The sequence below is a fragment of the Nocardia amamiensis genome (genome assembly GCF_015477605.1).
GTDB classification, from domain to species: Bacteria; Actinomycetota; Actinomycetes; order Mycobacteriales; family Mycobacteriaceae; genus Nocardia; species Nocardia amamiensis_A.
Genome location: NZ_JADLQX010000014.1, coordinates 196,498 through 209,956, shown reverse-complemented (window position 1 = coordinate 209,956; position 13,459 = coordinate 196,498). Strand labels below are relative to the sequence as shown.

15 protein-coding genes and 1 tRNA gene are annotated in these 13,459 nt (G+C 68.1%); 5 read left to right on the top strand and 11 right to left on the bottom strand.

Translation table 11 applies throughout. The features are described 5' to 3' along the window. Positions 1-83: 83 nt before the first annotated feature. The 3 genes from IU459_RS20190 to IU459_RS20180 form a co-directional block, all read right to left on the bottom strand. A tRNA-Thr gene (locus tag IU459_RS20190) sits at positions 84-158 on the bottom strand. 110 nt (positions 159-268) lie between these two features. Continuing rightward, a complete protein-coding gene (locus IU459_RS20185; protein WP_040773625.1) occupies positions 269-511 on the bottom strand; it encodes an MbtH family protein in 243 nt (80 codons plus the stop codon). A 168-nt stretch (positions 512-679) separates the two neighbouring features. Further along, positions 680-1,513 (bottom strand): alpha/beta fold hydrolase, encoded by an 834-nt coding sequence (locus IU459_RS20180; protein ID WP_195131083.1) that lies wholly within the window; start codon positions 1,511-1,513, stop codon positions 680-682. Between the two features lie 188 nt (positions 1,514-1,701). Here IU459_RS20180 and IU459_RS20175 point away from each other — a divergent pair, with 188 nt between their 5' ends. The 4 genes from IU459_RS20175 (at position 1,702) to IU459_RS20160 (ending at position 5,882) form a co-directional block, all read left to right on the top strand. Continuing rightward, on the top strand, positions 1,702-1,872 hold the full coding sequence (locus IU459_RS20175; protein WP_169811004.1) for a hypothetical protein: 171 nt from the start codon (positions 1,702-1,704) through the stop codon (positions 1,870-1,872). 84 nt (positions 1,873-1,956) lie between these two features. After that, positions 1,957-3,507, top strand: a complete 1,551-nt coding sequence (locus IU459_RS20170; protein WP_195131113.1) for an alpha,alpha-trehalose-phosphate synthase (UDP-forming) — start codon at positions 1,957-1,959, stop codon at positions 3,505-3,507. A 162-nt stretch (positions 3,508-3,669) separates the two neighbouring features. Further along, on the top strand, positions 3,670-4,398 hold the full coding sequence (locus tag IU459_RS20165) for a response regulator transcription factor (RefSeq protein WP_195131082.1): 729 nt from the start codon (positions 3,670-3,672) through the stop codon (positions 4,396-4,398). A 74-nt stretch (positions 4,399-4,472) separates the two neighbouring features. Next, on the top strand, positions 4,473-5,882 hold the full coding sequence (locus IU459_RS20160; RefSeq protein WP_195131112.1) for a sensor histidine kinase: 1,410 nt from the start codon (positions 4,473-4,475) through the stop codon (positions 5,880-5,882). Between the two features lie 133 nt (positions 5,883-6,015). Here the strand turns inward: IU459_RS20160 and IU459_RS20155 are convergent, their stop codons facing one another. From IU459_RS20155 to IU459_RS20145, 3 genes are read right to left on the bottom strand one after another with little or no spacing between them, the layout of a single operon-like run. Continuing rightward, entirely contained in the window at positions 6,016-6,249 is a 234-nt protein-coding gene (locus IU459_RS20155; RefSeq protein ID WP_195131081.1) for a helix-turn-helix domain-containing protein, read from the bottom strand. Next, positions 6,236-6,424, bottom strand: a complete 189-nt coding sequence (locus IU459_RS20150) for a hypothetical protein (protein ID WP_195131080.1) — start codon at positions 6,422-6,424, stop codon at positions 6,236-6,238. The genes IU459_RS20155 and IU459_RS20150 overlap by 14 nt, the downstream gene beginning before the upstream one ends. Further along, positions 6,421-6,729, bottom strand: coding sequence for a hypothetical protein (locus IU459_RS20145; protein WP_195131079.1), 309 nt, complete (start codon positions 6,727-6,729; stop codon positions 6,421-6,423). The genes IU459_RS20150 and IU459_RS20145 overlap by 4 nt, the downstream gene beginning before the upstream one ends. Positions 6,730-6,869: 140 nt before the next feature. Here IU459_RS20145 and IU459_RS20140 point away from each other — a divergent pair, with 140 nt between their 5' ends. Further along, positions 6,870-8,057, top strand: coding sequence for a helix-turn-helix domain-containing protein (locus IU459_RS20140; protein WP_195131078.1), 1,188 nt, complete (start codon positions 6,870-6,872; stop codon positions 8,055-8,057). Positions 8,058-8,121: 64 nt separating this feature from the next. Here IU459_RS20140 and IU459_RS20135 read toward each other — a convergent pair whose 3' ends face one another. From IU459_RS20135 to IU459_RS20115, 5 genes are read right to left on the bottom strand one after another with little or no spacing between them, the layout of a single operon-like run. Beyond that, positions 8,122-8,616: a h domain protein gene (locus tag IU459_RS20135; RefSeq protein WP_228838182.1), complete on the bottom strand. Its 495-nt coding sequence runs from the start codon at positions 8,614-8,616 to the stop codon at positions 8,122-8,124. After that, complete coding sequence (locus IU459_RS20130) at positions 8,613-9,470, bottom strand: hypothetical protein (RefSeq protein WP_195131077.1); 858 nt, start codon at positions 9,468-9,470, stop codon at positions 8,613-8,615. The genes IU459_RS20135 and IU459_RS20130 overlap by 4 nt, the downstream gene beginning before the upstream one ends. Continuing rightward, entirely contained in the window at positions 9,467-10,879 is a 1,413-nt protein-coding gene (locus IU459_RS20125) for an MCE family protein (protein WP_195131076.1), read from the bottom strand. The genes IU459_RS20130 and IU459_RS20125 overlap by 4 nt, the downstream gene beginning before the upstream one ends. Further along, a complete protein-coding gene (locus IU459_RS20120) occupies positions 10,876-12,126 on the bottom strand; it encodes an MCE family protein (protein WP_228838181.1) in 1,251 nt (416 codons plus the stop codon). The genes IU459_RS20125 and IU459_RS20120 overlap by 4 nt, the downstream gene beginning before the upstream one ends. Beyond that, positions 12,123-13,388, bottom strand: a complete 1,266-nt coding sequence (locus tag IU459_RS20115) for an MCE family protein (RefSeq protein ID WP_195131075.1) — start codon at positions 13,386-13,388, stop codon at positions 12,123-12,125. The genes IU459_RS20120 and IU459_RS20115 overlap by 4 nt, the downstream gene beginning before the upstream one ends. Positions 13,389-13,459: the final 71 nt, after the last annotated feature.

Below are 13,459 nucleotides of genomic sequence, written 5' to 3'. Positions count from 1 at the left end.
CCTGTCAGGATTGAACTGACGACCGCTCGCTTACAACAACGGGCACGGCCTCTACCACTGAGCTCAGCCGCGCAGCGGCTGGATGGAGCCCCCTGTCAGGATTGAACTGACGACCGCTCGCTTACAAGGCGAGTGCTCTACCACTGAGCTAAGGAGGCGGGGAAAGCGGTTGTCATCATAGCCGGGTACGCCGCCTGCGTGACACCGGGTTTCGGTGTCACGCAGCGGCGGTCGAATCGTCCCGGGCGCAGTATCGATTACCGCGGGATCAGGGCTGTGCTCCCTGGCGGGCCGCATCGTCCGCGGCCATGGCGTCGCGCAGGCTCTTCGGACGCATGTCGGTCCAGTTCTTCTCCACGTACTCGACACAAGCGGCACGGCTGTCCTCGCCGAACACGACTCGCCATCCGGCTGGAACCTCTGCGAAGGCCGGCCACAGGGAGTGCTGTTCCTCGTCGTTGACCAGGACGAAGAAGCGGCCGTCTTCATCATCGAAGGGGTTGGTGCTCAATTTCACCTCACTGGATACTGGCGCAATGTACGGGATCGCTCTTGGTTCGCACGACGCCCGGTTTTCACAAGCCACCGGCGTCGAGAGTCCCCGAGCGTTGTTTCGACACTAGCAAGCGAGACGTTACGCCTGGGCGCTTACCCAGGGGGCACGTCGGCCGCGGCGCAATCAGCTCGCAAAGAAGTCGAGCAGAATCTTGTTGACCGCCTCCGGGCGTTCCAAATACCCGAAATGTCCAGCGTCCGGCACCTCCTGGTACCGCGCACCTGGGATCACGTCGGCGACCTCCCTGGACAGGTACGGCGGAATCATCCGGTCGTCGGCGAATCCGACCGAAAGGCAGGGCACGCGAATCGCCCGGTATGCCTGGACCCGGTCGAAATCGTGGTCCATCCTGCGCTGCGCGCGGATGCCGGGCGGAACCGGTCCGCCGGTGAACTCGAACAGGTCCAGCCAGTCGCGGGCGGCGTTCGGCTCGGCCATGGTGGCGGGCGAGAGATTCATCACCGCGGTAATCGCGGCCTCGTATTTCGCCGGCAGTTTCACCCCGCTGGCGTCCAGTTCGTGTTCGCCGAGCGACAGCGTCTTCTGGAATTGGTCGAGCCGTCCGTGGCCGGCCATGAACACCGCCTTGCGCACCAGGTCGGGGCGGGCCAGCGCCAGCTCCTGGGCCACCCGGGCGCCCATCGACGTCCCGACGACCAGGGCGGGACCCTCGCCGAGGAATTCGATGAGGGCGGCCGTGTCGGCGACCAGGTCGTCGACGGTCATGCCGGAAGCCGCCTCGAAGGACGGCGCGATCCCGCGGTTGTCGAAGGTGCATACCCGGTAACCGGCCGCGACCAGCGCCGGAACCTGGTGCAACTCCCACACCCGGCCGGGACTGCCGGTGCCCATGATCATGACCACCAGCGGCGCCGAACCCTTGACGTCGGTGCCCCTGGCGCGGTCACCCTTCACCTGATAGTTGAGGGAAATCCCGTTCACCGTGGCCAGCGGCATATCGACCCTTTCGTGGAGTTGGTGCTGCGCTCCCCACGGTATAGGGACCAGCGGGGTGGGCGCACCGACCGGGTGACCTGGTGTCGAGTGCCACGCGGCGGTCGGCCGCCCCGGCGGACGCCTTTCCCAGCGTCGCATACCATTGACTTTTCGCACGTACGAGCGCACTGAGCCGGGAGGACTTGACAATGGCCGCGAAGGGCAGCGCCAACGACATTGCGGACGACGAACTGGAGCCACTCGCCGACGAGACCGCCCGCCAGGCGCAGCGGGTGGTCGCGGCCTACGCCGAAGATGCCGACGAATGCCGGATGTTGTTGTCTATGTTGGGTATTGGACCGAGCACCCGGGGCGAATAGGCTCGTTCTCGACGCCAACGGCGACGTCGACTACACAACTCCAGCGGGATACAGCAACGCGCAAAGGATGCGTGAGTGGACCAGATGAACCCGTCCGACGACTCCGAGCACGCCAGAGACACCTCGACTGCTGACACCGCGACCGGAACCACCGGTCCCGACGCGGGCTCCGGTTTCGTCGTCGTCGCCAACCGCCTCCCCGTCGACCTCGATCGACTCCCCGACGGCACCACCCGATGGAAACGCAGCCCGGGCGGCCTGGTCACCGCCCTGGAACCGGTCTTGCGCAACAACAAGGGCGCGTGGGTCGGCTGGGCCGGAGTCCCCGACGTGGACGTCGAGCCGATCATCGAGGACGGCCTCGAACTGCACCCGGTCCCGCTGGCGGCGCAGGAGGTGGCCGACTACTACGAGGGCTTCTCCAACGGCACGCTGTGGCCGCTCTACCACGACGTGATCGTGCGCCCGGTCTACGACCGCAAGTGGTGGAGCGCCTACGTCACCGTGAACCGGCGTTTCGCCGAGGCCACGGCCAAGGTCGCCGCCGAGGGCGCGACCGTATGGGTGCAGGACTACCAGCTCCAACTGGTGCCCAAGATGCTGCGCATGCTGCGCCCGGATCTCACGATCGGCTTCTTCCTGCACATCCCGTTCCCGCCGGTCGAGCTGTTCATGCAGATGCCGTGGCGGACCGAGATCGTGGAGGGCCTGCTCGGCGCCGACCTGATCGGCTTCCACCTACCCGGCGGCGCGCAGAACTTCCTCTACCTGGCTCGCCGGCTGGCCGGCCAGCCGACTTCGCGCGGATCGGTCGGCGTGCGATCCAAGCTCGGCGTCGTCCAGGTCGGATTCCGGACGGTGCGGGTCGGCGCGTTCCCGATCTCGATCGCCTCCGCCGACCTCGACGAGCAATCCCGGCGCAGGTCGGTGCGCGAACGCGCCGCGAAGATCCGGGCCGAGCTGGGCAATCCGAAGAACATCCTGCTCGGCGTGGACCGCCTGGACTACACCAAGGGCATCGACATCCGGCTCAACGCGCTGGAGGAGCTGCTCATCGAGGGCCGGATCGATCCGGCCGACACGGTCATGATCCAACTGGCCACGCCCAGCCGCGAGCGCGTCGAGAGCTATATCCAGATGCGCGGCGATATCGAGCGTCAGGTAGGCCGGATCAACGGCGAGTTCGCCAGGGTGGGCTATCCGGTGGTGCACTATCTGCACCGGCCGATTCCGCGCGACGAGCTGGTCGCGTTCTTCGTGGCCGCGGACGTGATGCTGGTGACGCCGCTGCGCGATGGCATGAACCTGGTCGCCAAGGAGTACGTCGCCTGCCACAGCGGACTGAACGGCACCTTGGTGTTGAGCGAGTTCACCGGCGCTGCCGCGGAACTGCGCCAGGCGTACCTGTGCAACCCGCACGACCTCGACGACGTGAAGGACGCGATCGTCGCCGCGCTCGGCGACGACCGGGACGTCAAGCGCAGGCGGATGCGCTCGCTGCGCCGCCAGGTGCTGGCCCACGACGTGGACCGCTGGGCCCGCGCCTTCTTGGACGCGCTGGCGCAGGGCCAGGTCGCGGGCAGCGCTCTGCTGACCGACGACGACGTGTACCCGGAACCTCGCGAGCCGCGCTGACCAGGCGTTCAGCCGTCCCGCGGTGCACAGGAATCACCCAGCTTCGATCCAGGAACTTCGCAGCCGGGTACTGGACCATGAAGCCATGAGCGAGCGCAGCGAGCGAATCATCGACGCAGCGCGCATCGCGCATGCCGGAACCGAGCGCCAGCGAGGCGAGGCATGAGCAGTGCGCCGGTGGAGCAACCCGAGGCCAGGGTGCTGGTGGTCGACGACGAGCCGATGATCGTCGAACTCCTCTCGGTGAGCCTGCGCTATCAGGGCTTCGAGGTGGACACCGCGGCCGATGGCGCCCAAGCGCTGGACAAGGCGCGCACGTTCCGCCCGCAGGCGCTGATCGTGGACGTGATGATGCCGGGTATGGACGGCTTCGGCCTGCTGCGCAGGCTGCGCGCCGATGGCGTCGACGCCCCCGTGCTGTTCCTCACCGCACGCGACGAGGTGCAGGACAAAGTCACCGGCCTCACCCTTGGGGCCGACGACTACGTCACCAAGCCGTTCAGCCTGGAAGAGGTCGTGGCGAGGTTGCGGGTCATCTTGCGGCGCGCGGGTCACGCCGCGCCGCAGCGGGAGACCTCGCGCATTCGCTTCGAGGACATCGAGCTCGACGACGACACCCATGAGGTGTGGAAGGCGGGCGAGCCGGTGGCACTGTCGCCCACCGAGTTCACGCTGCTGCGGTATTTCATGGTCAACGCCGGAACGGTGTTGAGTAAGCCGCGCATCCTCGATCACGTATGGCGTTACGACTTCGGCGGCGAGGTCGGCGTGGTGGAGACGTATGTCTCCTACCTGCGTAAGAAGGTCGACACGGGCGATATTCGGCTGATCCATACTCTGCGCGGCGTCGGTTACGTCATGCGCGCGCCCCATCGCAAGAGCGGAACGTGAGCCAGAGCAAGGTCGCGATAGCGCGTACGAAAGCCTCTGAGCTGCTGTCCGCGATCCCCCTGCGGGTGACGCTGATGGTCCTGCTGGTGCTCACCGCCGGACTGGGCCTGCTCGTCTCCGGCACGGTGGTCACCTCCGGCTTGGAGCAGCAGCTGACCGACCGGACCGACCAGCAGTTGCACGAGGGCGCGATGGAGTGGGCGCGGCGGCCCCTGCCACCACCGGTGCTGCCACCCGATCCGCGCCACGCCCCGAGCCAGTTCTACGTGCGCTCGCTGAGAACCGATGGACGCATGATCCTGATCCCCACTTTCGGCGTGGATTCCGAGCCCGACCTACGGCAAACACCGCGATCGGGGCCGTACACCGTCGGCTCCGTGAACGGTTCGACCGAGTGGCGTGTGCTGACGGTGCGCACTCCGGACGGCACGACCACGGTGGCGCTGCCACTCACGCAGAACACCGACACGGTGCGGCGATTGGTCATGCTGCAACTGATCGTCGGGGCGATCGTCCTGGCCGCGCTCGCGGTAATGGCGTACTTCATGGTGCGGCGCAGTCTGCGGCCGTTGCGCCGGGTGGAGAGCATCGCCGCGGCGATCGCGGGCGGCGACCTGCACCGCCGCGTGCCGGTGCGGGGTACCAACACCGAGGTCGACCGGTTGTCCCGGTCGCTGAACAGCATGCTGACGCAGATCCAGCGCGCGTTCACCGCGACCGAGGCATCCGAGGAGGCAGCCCGGCGTTCCGAGGAGCGCATGCGCCGATTCGTCGCCGACGCCAGTCACGAACTGCGCACTCCGCTGACCACGATCCGCGGGTTCGCCGAGCTGTACCGCCAAGGCGCCACCGCCGATCCGGGCACGTTCATGGACCGCATCGAGCGTGAATCCCAGCGGATGGGCGTGCTGGTCGAAGACCTGCTGATGCTCGCGCGGCTGGACGCCCAACGCCCGCTGGAACTGGGGCAGGTGGACCTGCTCGCCATCGCCAGCGACGCGGTGCACAACGCGCGTGCGGTGGTTGCCGCCGGACACTCCGACGGACCGGTGCGCACCATCGAGCTGAAAGTCGAACCGGGCGAAGGGATACTCGAGGTGCTCGGCGACGAGGCGCGGTTACGCCAGGTCCTGGGCAACCTGCTGAACAACGCCGTCACGCACACCGCACCCGACGCGTCGGTGACGGTCCGGCTGACACCCGCGGCCGATCACGTCCTGCTCGAGGTCGCCGACACCGGCCCTGGTCTGCCCCCGGAGGAGGCCGAACGCGTCTTCGAACGCTTCTACCGCACCGACACCTCCCGCACCCGCGCCAGCGGCGGCACCGGACTCGGCCTGTCCATCGTGCAGGCCCTGGTCATCGCGCACGGCGGCGAGGTCGTCGTGCGCAGTACGCCCGGCGAAGGGACGACGTTCACCGTGCGGCTGCCGCGCGAAACGGACTCGCCCGGCACTGATAAGACCCCGGCTGCCACCGCGTAGCACTGCTGCTTCGGGCTCCTCGTGTTCACGAACTCCATTACTGGAGTTGAGCTTTCACTCCGAGATCCGCGAAGGCTGGGTACCTGCCTCGGTGATGGGACCGTAACCCGGTCCCGCGGAGCTCGCCCCGGAGTCAAGGCAGGAAATCGCGGTAGCGCTGGTCCGAGATCACGCGGCGACCGGACTTGGTGATGCGCCATGTCCGGGTGCCGGGGAAGTAGCGCACCCACCCCAAGTAGGACAGCGACCGCAATGCGGCATGCGTGGCGTCCCGGGACAAGCCGACGAGCAGACAGAGCTGTCGAACGGCGAGCGCGCGATCGGCCAGTGCGGCAAGCACCTTCGCCTGTGGCTCACTGAGCGCCATCGGCTCGCGTGTCGAGAAGTTCATAGGCGCGGTCGATCGCCTCGTCCTCGAGGATTTCGGCGTGCTCTTCGGGAGTGCGGGGGAAGCCGTCCGGTCCGATGAACTGCACGGAGCCGTTGGTGAGGGATTCGCGGACCCGGAGTCCGTCATCGTCATGGTTGTTACCGGCGTTCACCGGAGGTTCCTCCCGGGCCGCATGCGCCCGGCTTCAATGAGCACGTCGATAGCTGCACCCTTGGCACCGCAGGTACGAGCGTCGCAATCGATGTGTTCCTGTGTCACCCAGTGCGCCTCATCCACCAGGTACGGTCTGCGCGGCGCGGCGTGCGGCCCTCGCCGTTGCGGCAGTTCGGCAGAGTTCTCGAGTTCGGTCAGCTGGCTGCCCACCTCGATCAGCCAGGGCAGCACGCAGAACAGGAGTAGCAGCATCCCGACGACGGCGGCTGCGACGATCAGTACGACTGCGAGTCCTTCGGGCATCTCGTATCCCCCTGGCGCGTTGGTGTGATTGGTGAGCACCCGACGCCGGGGACTCGAGGTCAACCCGGCGTCGGGGCCTGTGGATACCTTGTCCTGGATGAAGCCCTGCGAAGCGGCACATCGTGTGTCACCGTGGAGGCATGGATGATGCCGGGGTCGGGGGACGTACCGCCAGGGCGCGCAAGCTCGCCCGGCTCACGCAACCACAGCTTGCGCAGAAGGCGAACGTGTCGGTGTCGCTGCTGCGCAAGGTCGAGCGAGGCGCCCGCCCAGCCTCGCCCGCGTTCATCGCGGCCGTGGCCGGTGCCCTCGGGGTGAACATCGAGGATCTGACCGGGCAGCCTTATACCCCGGCGCGCGACGATGTTGGGGCACACGCCACCATCCGGGAGCTGCGCCGAAAGATCCTGGCGTTCAACGACGAACCACTGAGCGCGCCGACTACCTTGAAAGAGCTGACCGCGGGACTGCATCGGGTTCAGCAGAGCAGGCGACGGGGCCGGTACGGCGACCACCTCACCGAACTGCCGGACGTAATCCACGGTTTGCACGTGCTCGCGAGCGACGAGCCTTCCGGGCATCGTCTCGAGATGATCTATTCGACGCTCGCCTACGCCTACAACAGTGCGTCGTCGGTCGCCTACCGGTACGGCTACCTCGACCTCGCCGGGTTGGCCGCTGAACGCTGCGTCTGGGCCGCTGAACGCAGTGGTGACCCGGCGTGGCCGATCGCGGCGGAATATCATCGTGCGCTGATCCTGCTGTACTCCGGCGCGTACGCCGGTGGGCTGCGGCTCGTGGAGCGCGCGCACGCCGCCAGCGAGAAGCTGCCCACGACACCGGAAGTCCTCGCGGTGCGAGGCGCGCTGCACCTGCGAGGGGCGATACTCGCGGCCCGTGCGCTCGACGCCGATACCGCCGAAACGCATTTGCGAGAGGCACGCCGAATCGGCGAGGCGATCAGCTCCGACCAGTATCAGGAGTACGGGACCGGGTTCCATCTGCCGAACGTCGCGATCCACTCCGTCGCTGTACCCGTCGAATTGTCCGATGGCACCACCGCGGTCGCGCGCGCGGAGCGGATTCGGCTACCGGCATCGGTCACTCCCTCCCGCGCCGGGCATCACTGGATCGACGTGTCGCGCGCGTGGTTGCTACACGGGGACAAGCATCGTGCCCTCACCAGTCTCGACCAGGCACGCCGGATCGCACCGGGTCTGACGCGCAACCACCCCCAGGTCCACGACACCGTTCGCGTGCTCGCCCACGCCCGCCGCGGAACCGACGCCCTGACCCGGTTCGCGAAATGGGCCAACGTGAAGATTTGAGCTGATAGGCGGCCAAGATTGTTAGCTGCCCAACGCATGTCCCTCGAGCTGGTTCTCGGGCGGCTCAGACCGGAGTGACGGCCTCGACCAACCAGCGTGAGTCGGTTTTCGCCAAGCTGACGCGCACCCGGCTGCCGGTGGTGGTGCCCTGCGGCGTGTCCTTGCTCGTCATGACCTGGTTGAGAAACAGCAGGACCACCGCGTGCGAGCGGTCGGCGGAGACGACACCGCCCGCCTGTGTGGTTGCGGTGACGGTGAGCTGCTTTTCCTTGGCTCCCGGCGCGATCTGCTTGTCGATCAGCGTCAAGTAGTCCTCCCGGAAATCGCCGGTGAGGTTGTCGGCCGACTTCCGCAGGTCGGTGTCCACGGTCTGCGGGCTGTAGGTGAACATGGCCTCGACGGTGCGACTGGCCGTGGCGACGGCGTCTTTGCGCGCGTGCTCGGCCTGCCGGTCGTCCCAGTAGCGGTATCCGTTGACGCCGCCGATGACCGCGGCCGCCGCGACCACGACGCCGAGCACCGCGAGCAGGATCCTGCCTCGAATTCCGTTCAGGTTCATGCCACGAACTCCACATCGGACACGGTCAGGCCGGAGTCGCCGCGGGAGACGGTGACCCGGAACCGGTAATACCTGGTCTGCGGCTCGGCCTGGCCCGCGTTGGTGAGCGTCTGCTTGGCGGCGACCAGCACACGCGCCGAGCGATCGTCATCGCTCTCCAGCGCGGCCTCCACGATCTCGCCGCTGGAGACCACCTTGGCCTGCTGCACGATGCTGGTGAACGGGTCCACCCGGCCGTCGAACTCGGTCTTGAACTCGCCGGAGGCCAGCGCCAGAATCCGGTCGATATCCTGCTTGGCCGAGTCGGCCCGGATGGTGGTGAGGTTGACGATCGCCTGCCTGGCGGTCTGCAGGTACTCGGCGCGGCGCTCGTCGCGTTCGTGCGCCGCGCGCATCGCGAACACCGAAACAGTCGCGCCGCACACGAGTGCGAGCACCAACAGCGCTGAGGCGGCCAGCGCGAGGATCCGCGCGACGCCGCGAGTCCGCGTCTGTGCCGCCTCTTTCTCGGTCGGCGAGTCCTTGTCGGTGTCCTGCTCGGCGTCGGCTCCCGCAGCGTCCGGATCGGCCTCCGTTTTCGCCTTGGCAACCGATGTCGCGGCGACATCTGCGCTCGGCGCGACCGAGTCGGGCGTGTCCTGCGAAGCGGGTTTCGCCAGTGAGGTCGAGGGGTCCGCGCCAATGAAGCTCGGTCCGCTGTCCAGCGGGGAGCCAGAGGTTCCTGCGCCGTGGGCCACGGCGGCTGAGGTCTTCGCGTCTGTGGTCGACGCGGTCGCGGTCTCCTCGACCGGGGGCCCGGCCGAGCGCACCGCACGCCGACGCGTGCGGTGACCTTCTCCGTTGTGATCGCTCATCGTTGCTGCTCCTCGAGCATCGCCTGCCAGCTCGACGGTACCGTGCCCGAACCGCCCGGTCCGATATCGCCCTGCCGGTATGTGCGCCCATCGGCGCCGATGTACACGCCGGTGGCCGGGTCGTATGCCTGCGCGGCGGCTGGAGTACCGCCACCGTAACTCGCGGGTGCGACCACAGGGGGTGCGGCCGCGGGGGCGACCGGCTGCGGCGGCCCGAAGGGCGGGTTGTTGCCTACCGGAAAGTACCCGCTCCGGCACATCTCCGGCGTCGGGGCGCGCACGCCGGGCACCTCCGCACACGGAGTGTTGCGGATACCGCGCACTGCTTCCGGCGCGTCCTGCGGCACTTTGCAGTACAGGCCGGGCGGCGTGGCCGGAGTGTCCAGCTCGCTCGGCGAGCGGCGCTGGTCCGGCGGCAGGAAGCCGGTGGTGCACGCGGGCGGGTCGTTGACCAACGACATGAAGTCGACCAATGCGCCGTACTCGAGCGGGCCCCGGACCGCGGTGAGCAGCGCGGCGACCAGTGGCGGGTAGACCACCAGGACCTGCTCCAGCCCAGCGTGATACGTGACGCCAACTTGGCCGACGCTGACCAGGTTCGCCAGCAGCAGCGGCAGTGTCGGCCGCAGATCGTTGAACAGCGCGCTCACCCGCTGCGCCGCGGCCGGTCCCTTGTTCAGCACGCCGCGCAGTGCGGGGTCGTGGCCGCGCAGTTGATCGGTGACCGTCGCCAGATCGGCGGTCCAGGAACGGATCGCGGCATCCGAGCGGGTCTGGGTGTCCAGCAGCGGCCCGATCTGATCGAGGAGCTGTTTCGTCGGTTCGGCGTTGGCCTGCGCTTCCTGCACCAGCAGGGCCGCGGAATCGATGAACCGCTGCAGGTCGGGACCGGCGCCGTTGAACGCGAGGAACGCCTCGTCGATGACCTGCCGCAGCCGGGTGTCGGCGACGCTGGAGAGCAACCGGTCGGCCTGATCGAGCAGCGTGCCGACGTCCTGCGGCAGCTTGGTGCGCTCCACCGGGATCACGCTGCCGTCGTGCAGGTTTCCGCCCGTCCGGCGCTCGGGCGGCACCAGGTCGACATACTGCTCGCCGACCGCGGACACGCTGCGCACCCAGGCGTCCACGTCGGCGGGGATCTTGTAGTCGCTGGCGATGGACAGTTTCGCGTCCACCCCTACGGGGGTCAGCAGGACTTCCTTCACCACACCGACATTCGTGCCGCGATAGGCGACGTTGGCCGTCGGGTAGAGACCCCCGGTCGCGGCCAGCTGCACCGTGACCTCGTAGCGTCCGATGCCGAACATCGCGGGCAGCTTCACGTATGTCCCGCCCATGACCACCAAGCCGATCACCGTGAGCACGGCGAAGATGATCAGCTGGGTACGGACGAACGGACTGAGTTTCACTGTCCCGGCCCCCCTTGCGGTGCGGTGTTGCCCGGCAAGGGCACGGTCAACCCAGGGATCGCGGGCAGGCCTGGTATCGGCGGCAGACCGGGAATGGTCGGAGCGGGCTGGTTCACCGGCGGCGGCGCCTGGAGCGGCCCGGTGGCCGGGTCACCGTTCTGCGCGGCGGTGCCCGGCGCGAAGCTGCCCAGCGCCCCTTCCACCCCGCCGAAGCGCCCACCCAGGGGCGTGCCGGTGAGGAAGTTCGAATCCAGCCGCCGCCCGGTCATATCCACCGTCATGAACAGATTCAGGTAGTCGCCCTTGATGGCGTGGTCCAGGTTCTTCATCGGGAACGGGAAGGTGGCCAGGATCTTCAACGCCTCGGTGAGGTTGTTGCCGGTATCGGAGAGCGACCGCAGCACCGGGACGAGGCTGTGCAAGTTGGCCTTCAGGTCGTTGCCGCCTGCGTCGATGATCCGCTGCGTGACGTCACTCAATTCGCCCAGCGCGGTGAGCGCCCTGGTGATGTTCGCCCGCCGGTCGGCCAGCACGGTCAGCGCCGGATGGATCTGTTCGATGGCGGCCGCGACCACGTCGCGCTGCTGGGCCAGCTGTCCGCCGAGGCGGTCCAGGCCGCTCATCGCGGCGATGATGTCACCGGTCTGGCGGTCCAGGTTCGTGGTCAGCTCGTTCAGCTGCGGCAGCAGGTCCCGGATCGCGTCCTCCCGCCCGGTGAGCGCGGCATTCAATTCCCGGGTAATGGTTTCCAGCTGGGCGACGCCGCCGCCGTTGAGCACCACCGACAGCGAGGACAGCACCTGCTCGGTGGTCGGGTAGGCCCCGGCCCGCGACAGCGGAATGACGTCGCCGGCTTTCAGCTCGCCTTCCGGGGGCTGATCGGTGGGCGCGGACAGCTCGACATGATTGGACCCGAGCAGACTGGTCTGCCCGATCTTGGCGACCGCGTTGGCGGGCAACCGCACGTCCGGGTTGAGCGAGACGGTGACCAGCGCGTGCCAGTCCTCGACCTCGATTCCCGCGACCGTGCCCACCGTGACGTCGTGCACCCGCACCGGCGAATTCCTGGTCAGCGTGGTGACATTCGGCATCTGGATGCGCACCTGGTAGGCCCCCGGCCCGGTGCCCTCGGTGCCGGGCATCGGCAGCGAGTTCAGCCCGTCCCATTGGCAACCGGAAACACCGAGCGCCACCGCCAGCCCCACCGCGACGGCGGCGGTGCGGCGCATCCGCCGCGTCGGCATCATCGCACTCCTCCCGGGATGGCCAGTCCGGCAATGCCGTCCGGCACGCTCACCGGCGCGGGTTGCGGCCGCGCCGGGGTCTGGCTCGCCACCCGATCGGCCAGGCTGGGATCGGTGTACACCAACTGCTCCGGGAACGCGGTCACGCCGCTGGCCGCGTTCGACATGATCGGCACGTAGTTCATGCTCAAGCTCTTGATCACCGGCGCCAGGTACTGGGCGCAGAGGTCGGCGCTGCGATCGGAGTCGTTGGTCTCCAGCGCGCGGACCGAGCCGCACAGGAAGCCGAGCGGGTCGGCGGGGTTGTTCAGGGCGATCGCGCCGGTCAAGGTGCCCTGAGCCGGTTTGTAGATCTGATAGAAGTTCACCAGCGCGGTCGGACCGGAGTGCAGCACTCGTTCCAGCTCCGGCCGCTTGTCGGCGAGCACCTGGGTGGCATCGGCCAGCCGCTGCACTCCCTCGGTGAGTTCGGCGCCGCTGTTGTCCAGGAACCGGCGCACGTCGGCGACCGCGGCGTCGAGATTGTCCAGTCCCGCGCCGAGATCCGCCGAGACGCCGGCCAGCACCGAGGACACCGACGCCAGCCGTCCGCCGAACTGCACGATCTGCTCGTTGCTCGCCGAGAGCACCTCGACGAACTTCTGCAGGTTGCGCACGGTGCCGAACAGGTCGGTGCGACCGTCCGACAACGTGCTCAAGGTCGCCGACAACTCCCGCAGCGTGTCGCGGAACCGCTGGCCGTTGCCGTCGAGGTTCTCGGCGGCGGTGTCGACGAAACGCCCGAACGAGCCCTGCTTGTCGTCGCCGACGGGGCCGAGCGCGGTGGCCAGTTTGGACAGCTCCGCCTTGATGTCGTCCCACTCCACCGGCACCGCGGTGTGCTCCATGGGGATCACGCCGCCGTCGGTCAGCTTCGGGCCGCCGGTGTAGGCGGGCGCGAGCTGAATGAACCGCGCGGAGACCAGCGAAGGTGAGATGATCACCGCCCGCGGGTCGGCGGGGACGTCGACACCGCGGTCGAGCGTCATCGTCACCTTCACCCGGTCGGCACCGGGCTCGATCGCGTCGATCCGGCCCACCTGCACGCCGAGCACCCGCACGTCGTCGCCCGCGTACAAGCCCGACGTGGACGGGAAGTAGGCCGTGACCTTGGTCGTTCCGATGCGGGCTATGCCGTTCCACGCGACGGCGACCACCAGCACGGCGGCCAGCACACCGGCCACCACCAGCGCCCAGCGGGGCAGTTTCCGTACGACGTTCAGCATGCAGATCCCCCCGGACGCGACTCCGCGGCCGATCTATCGACGGCTTGAGACGGGTAGCGGATGGACGGGTA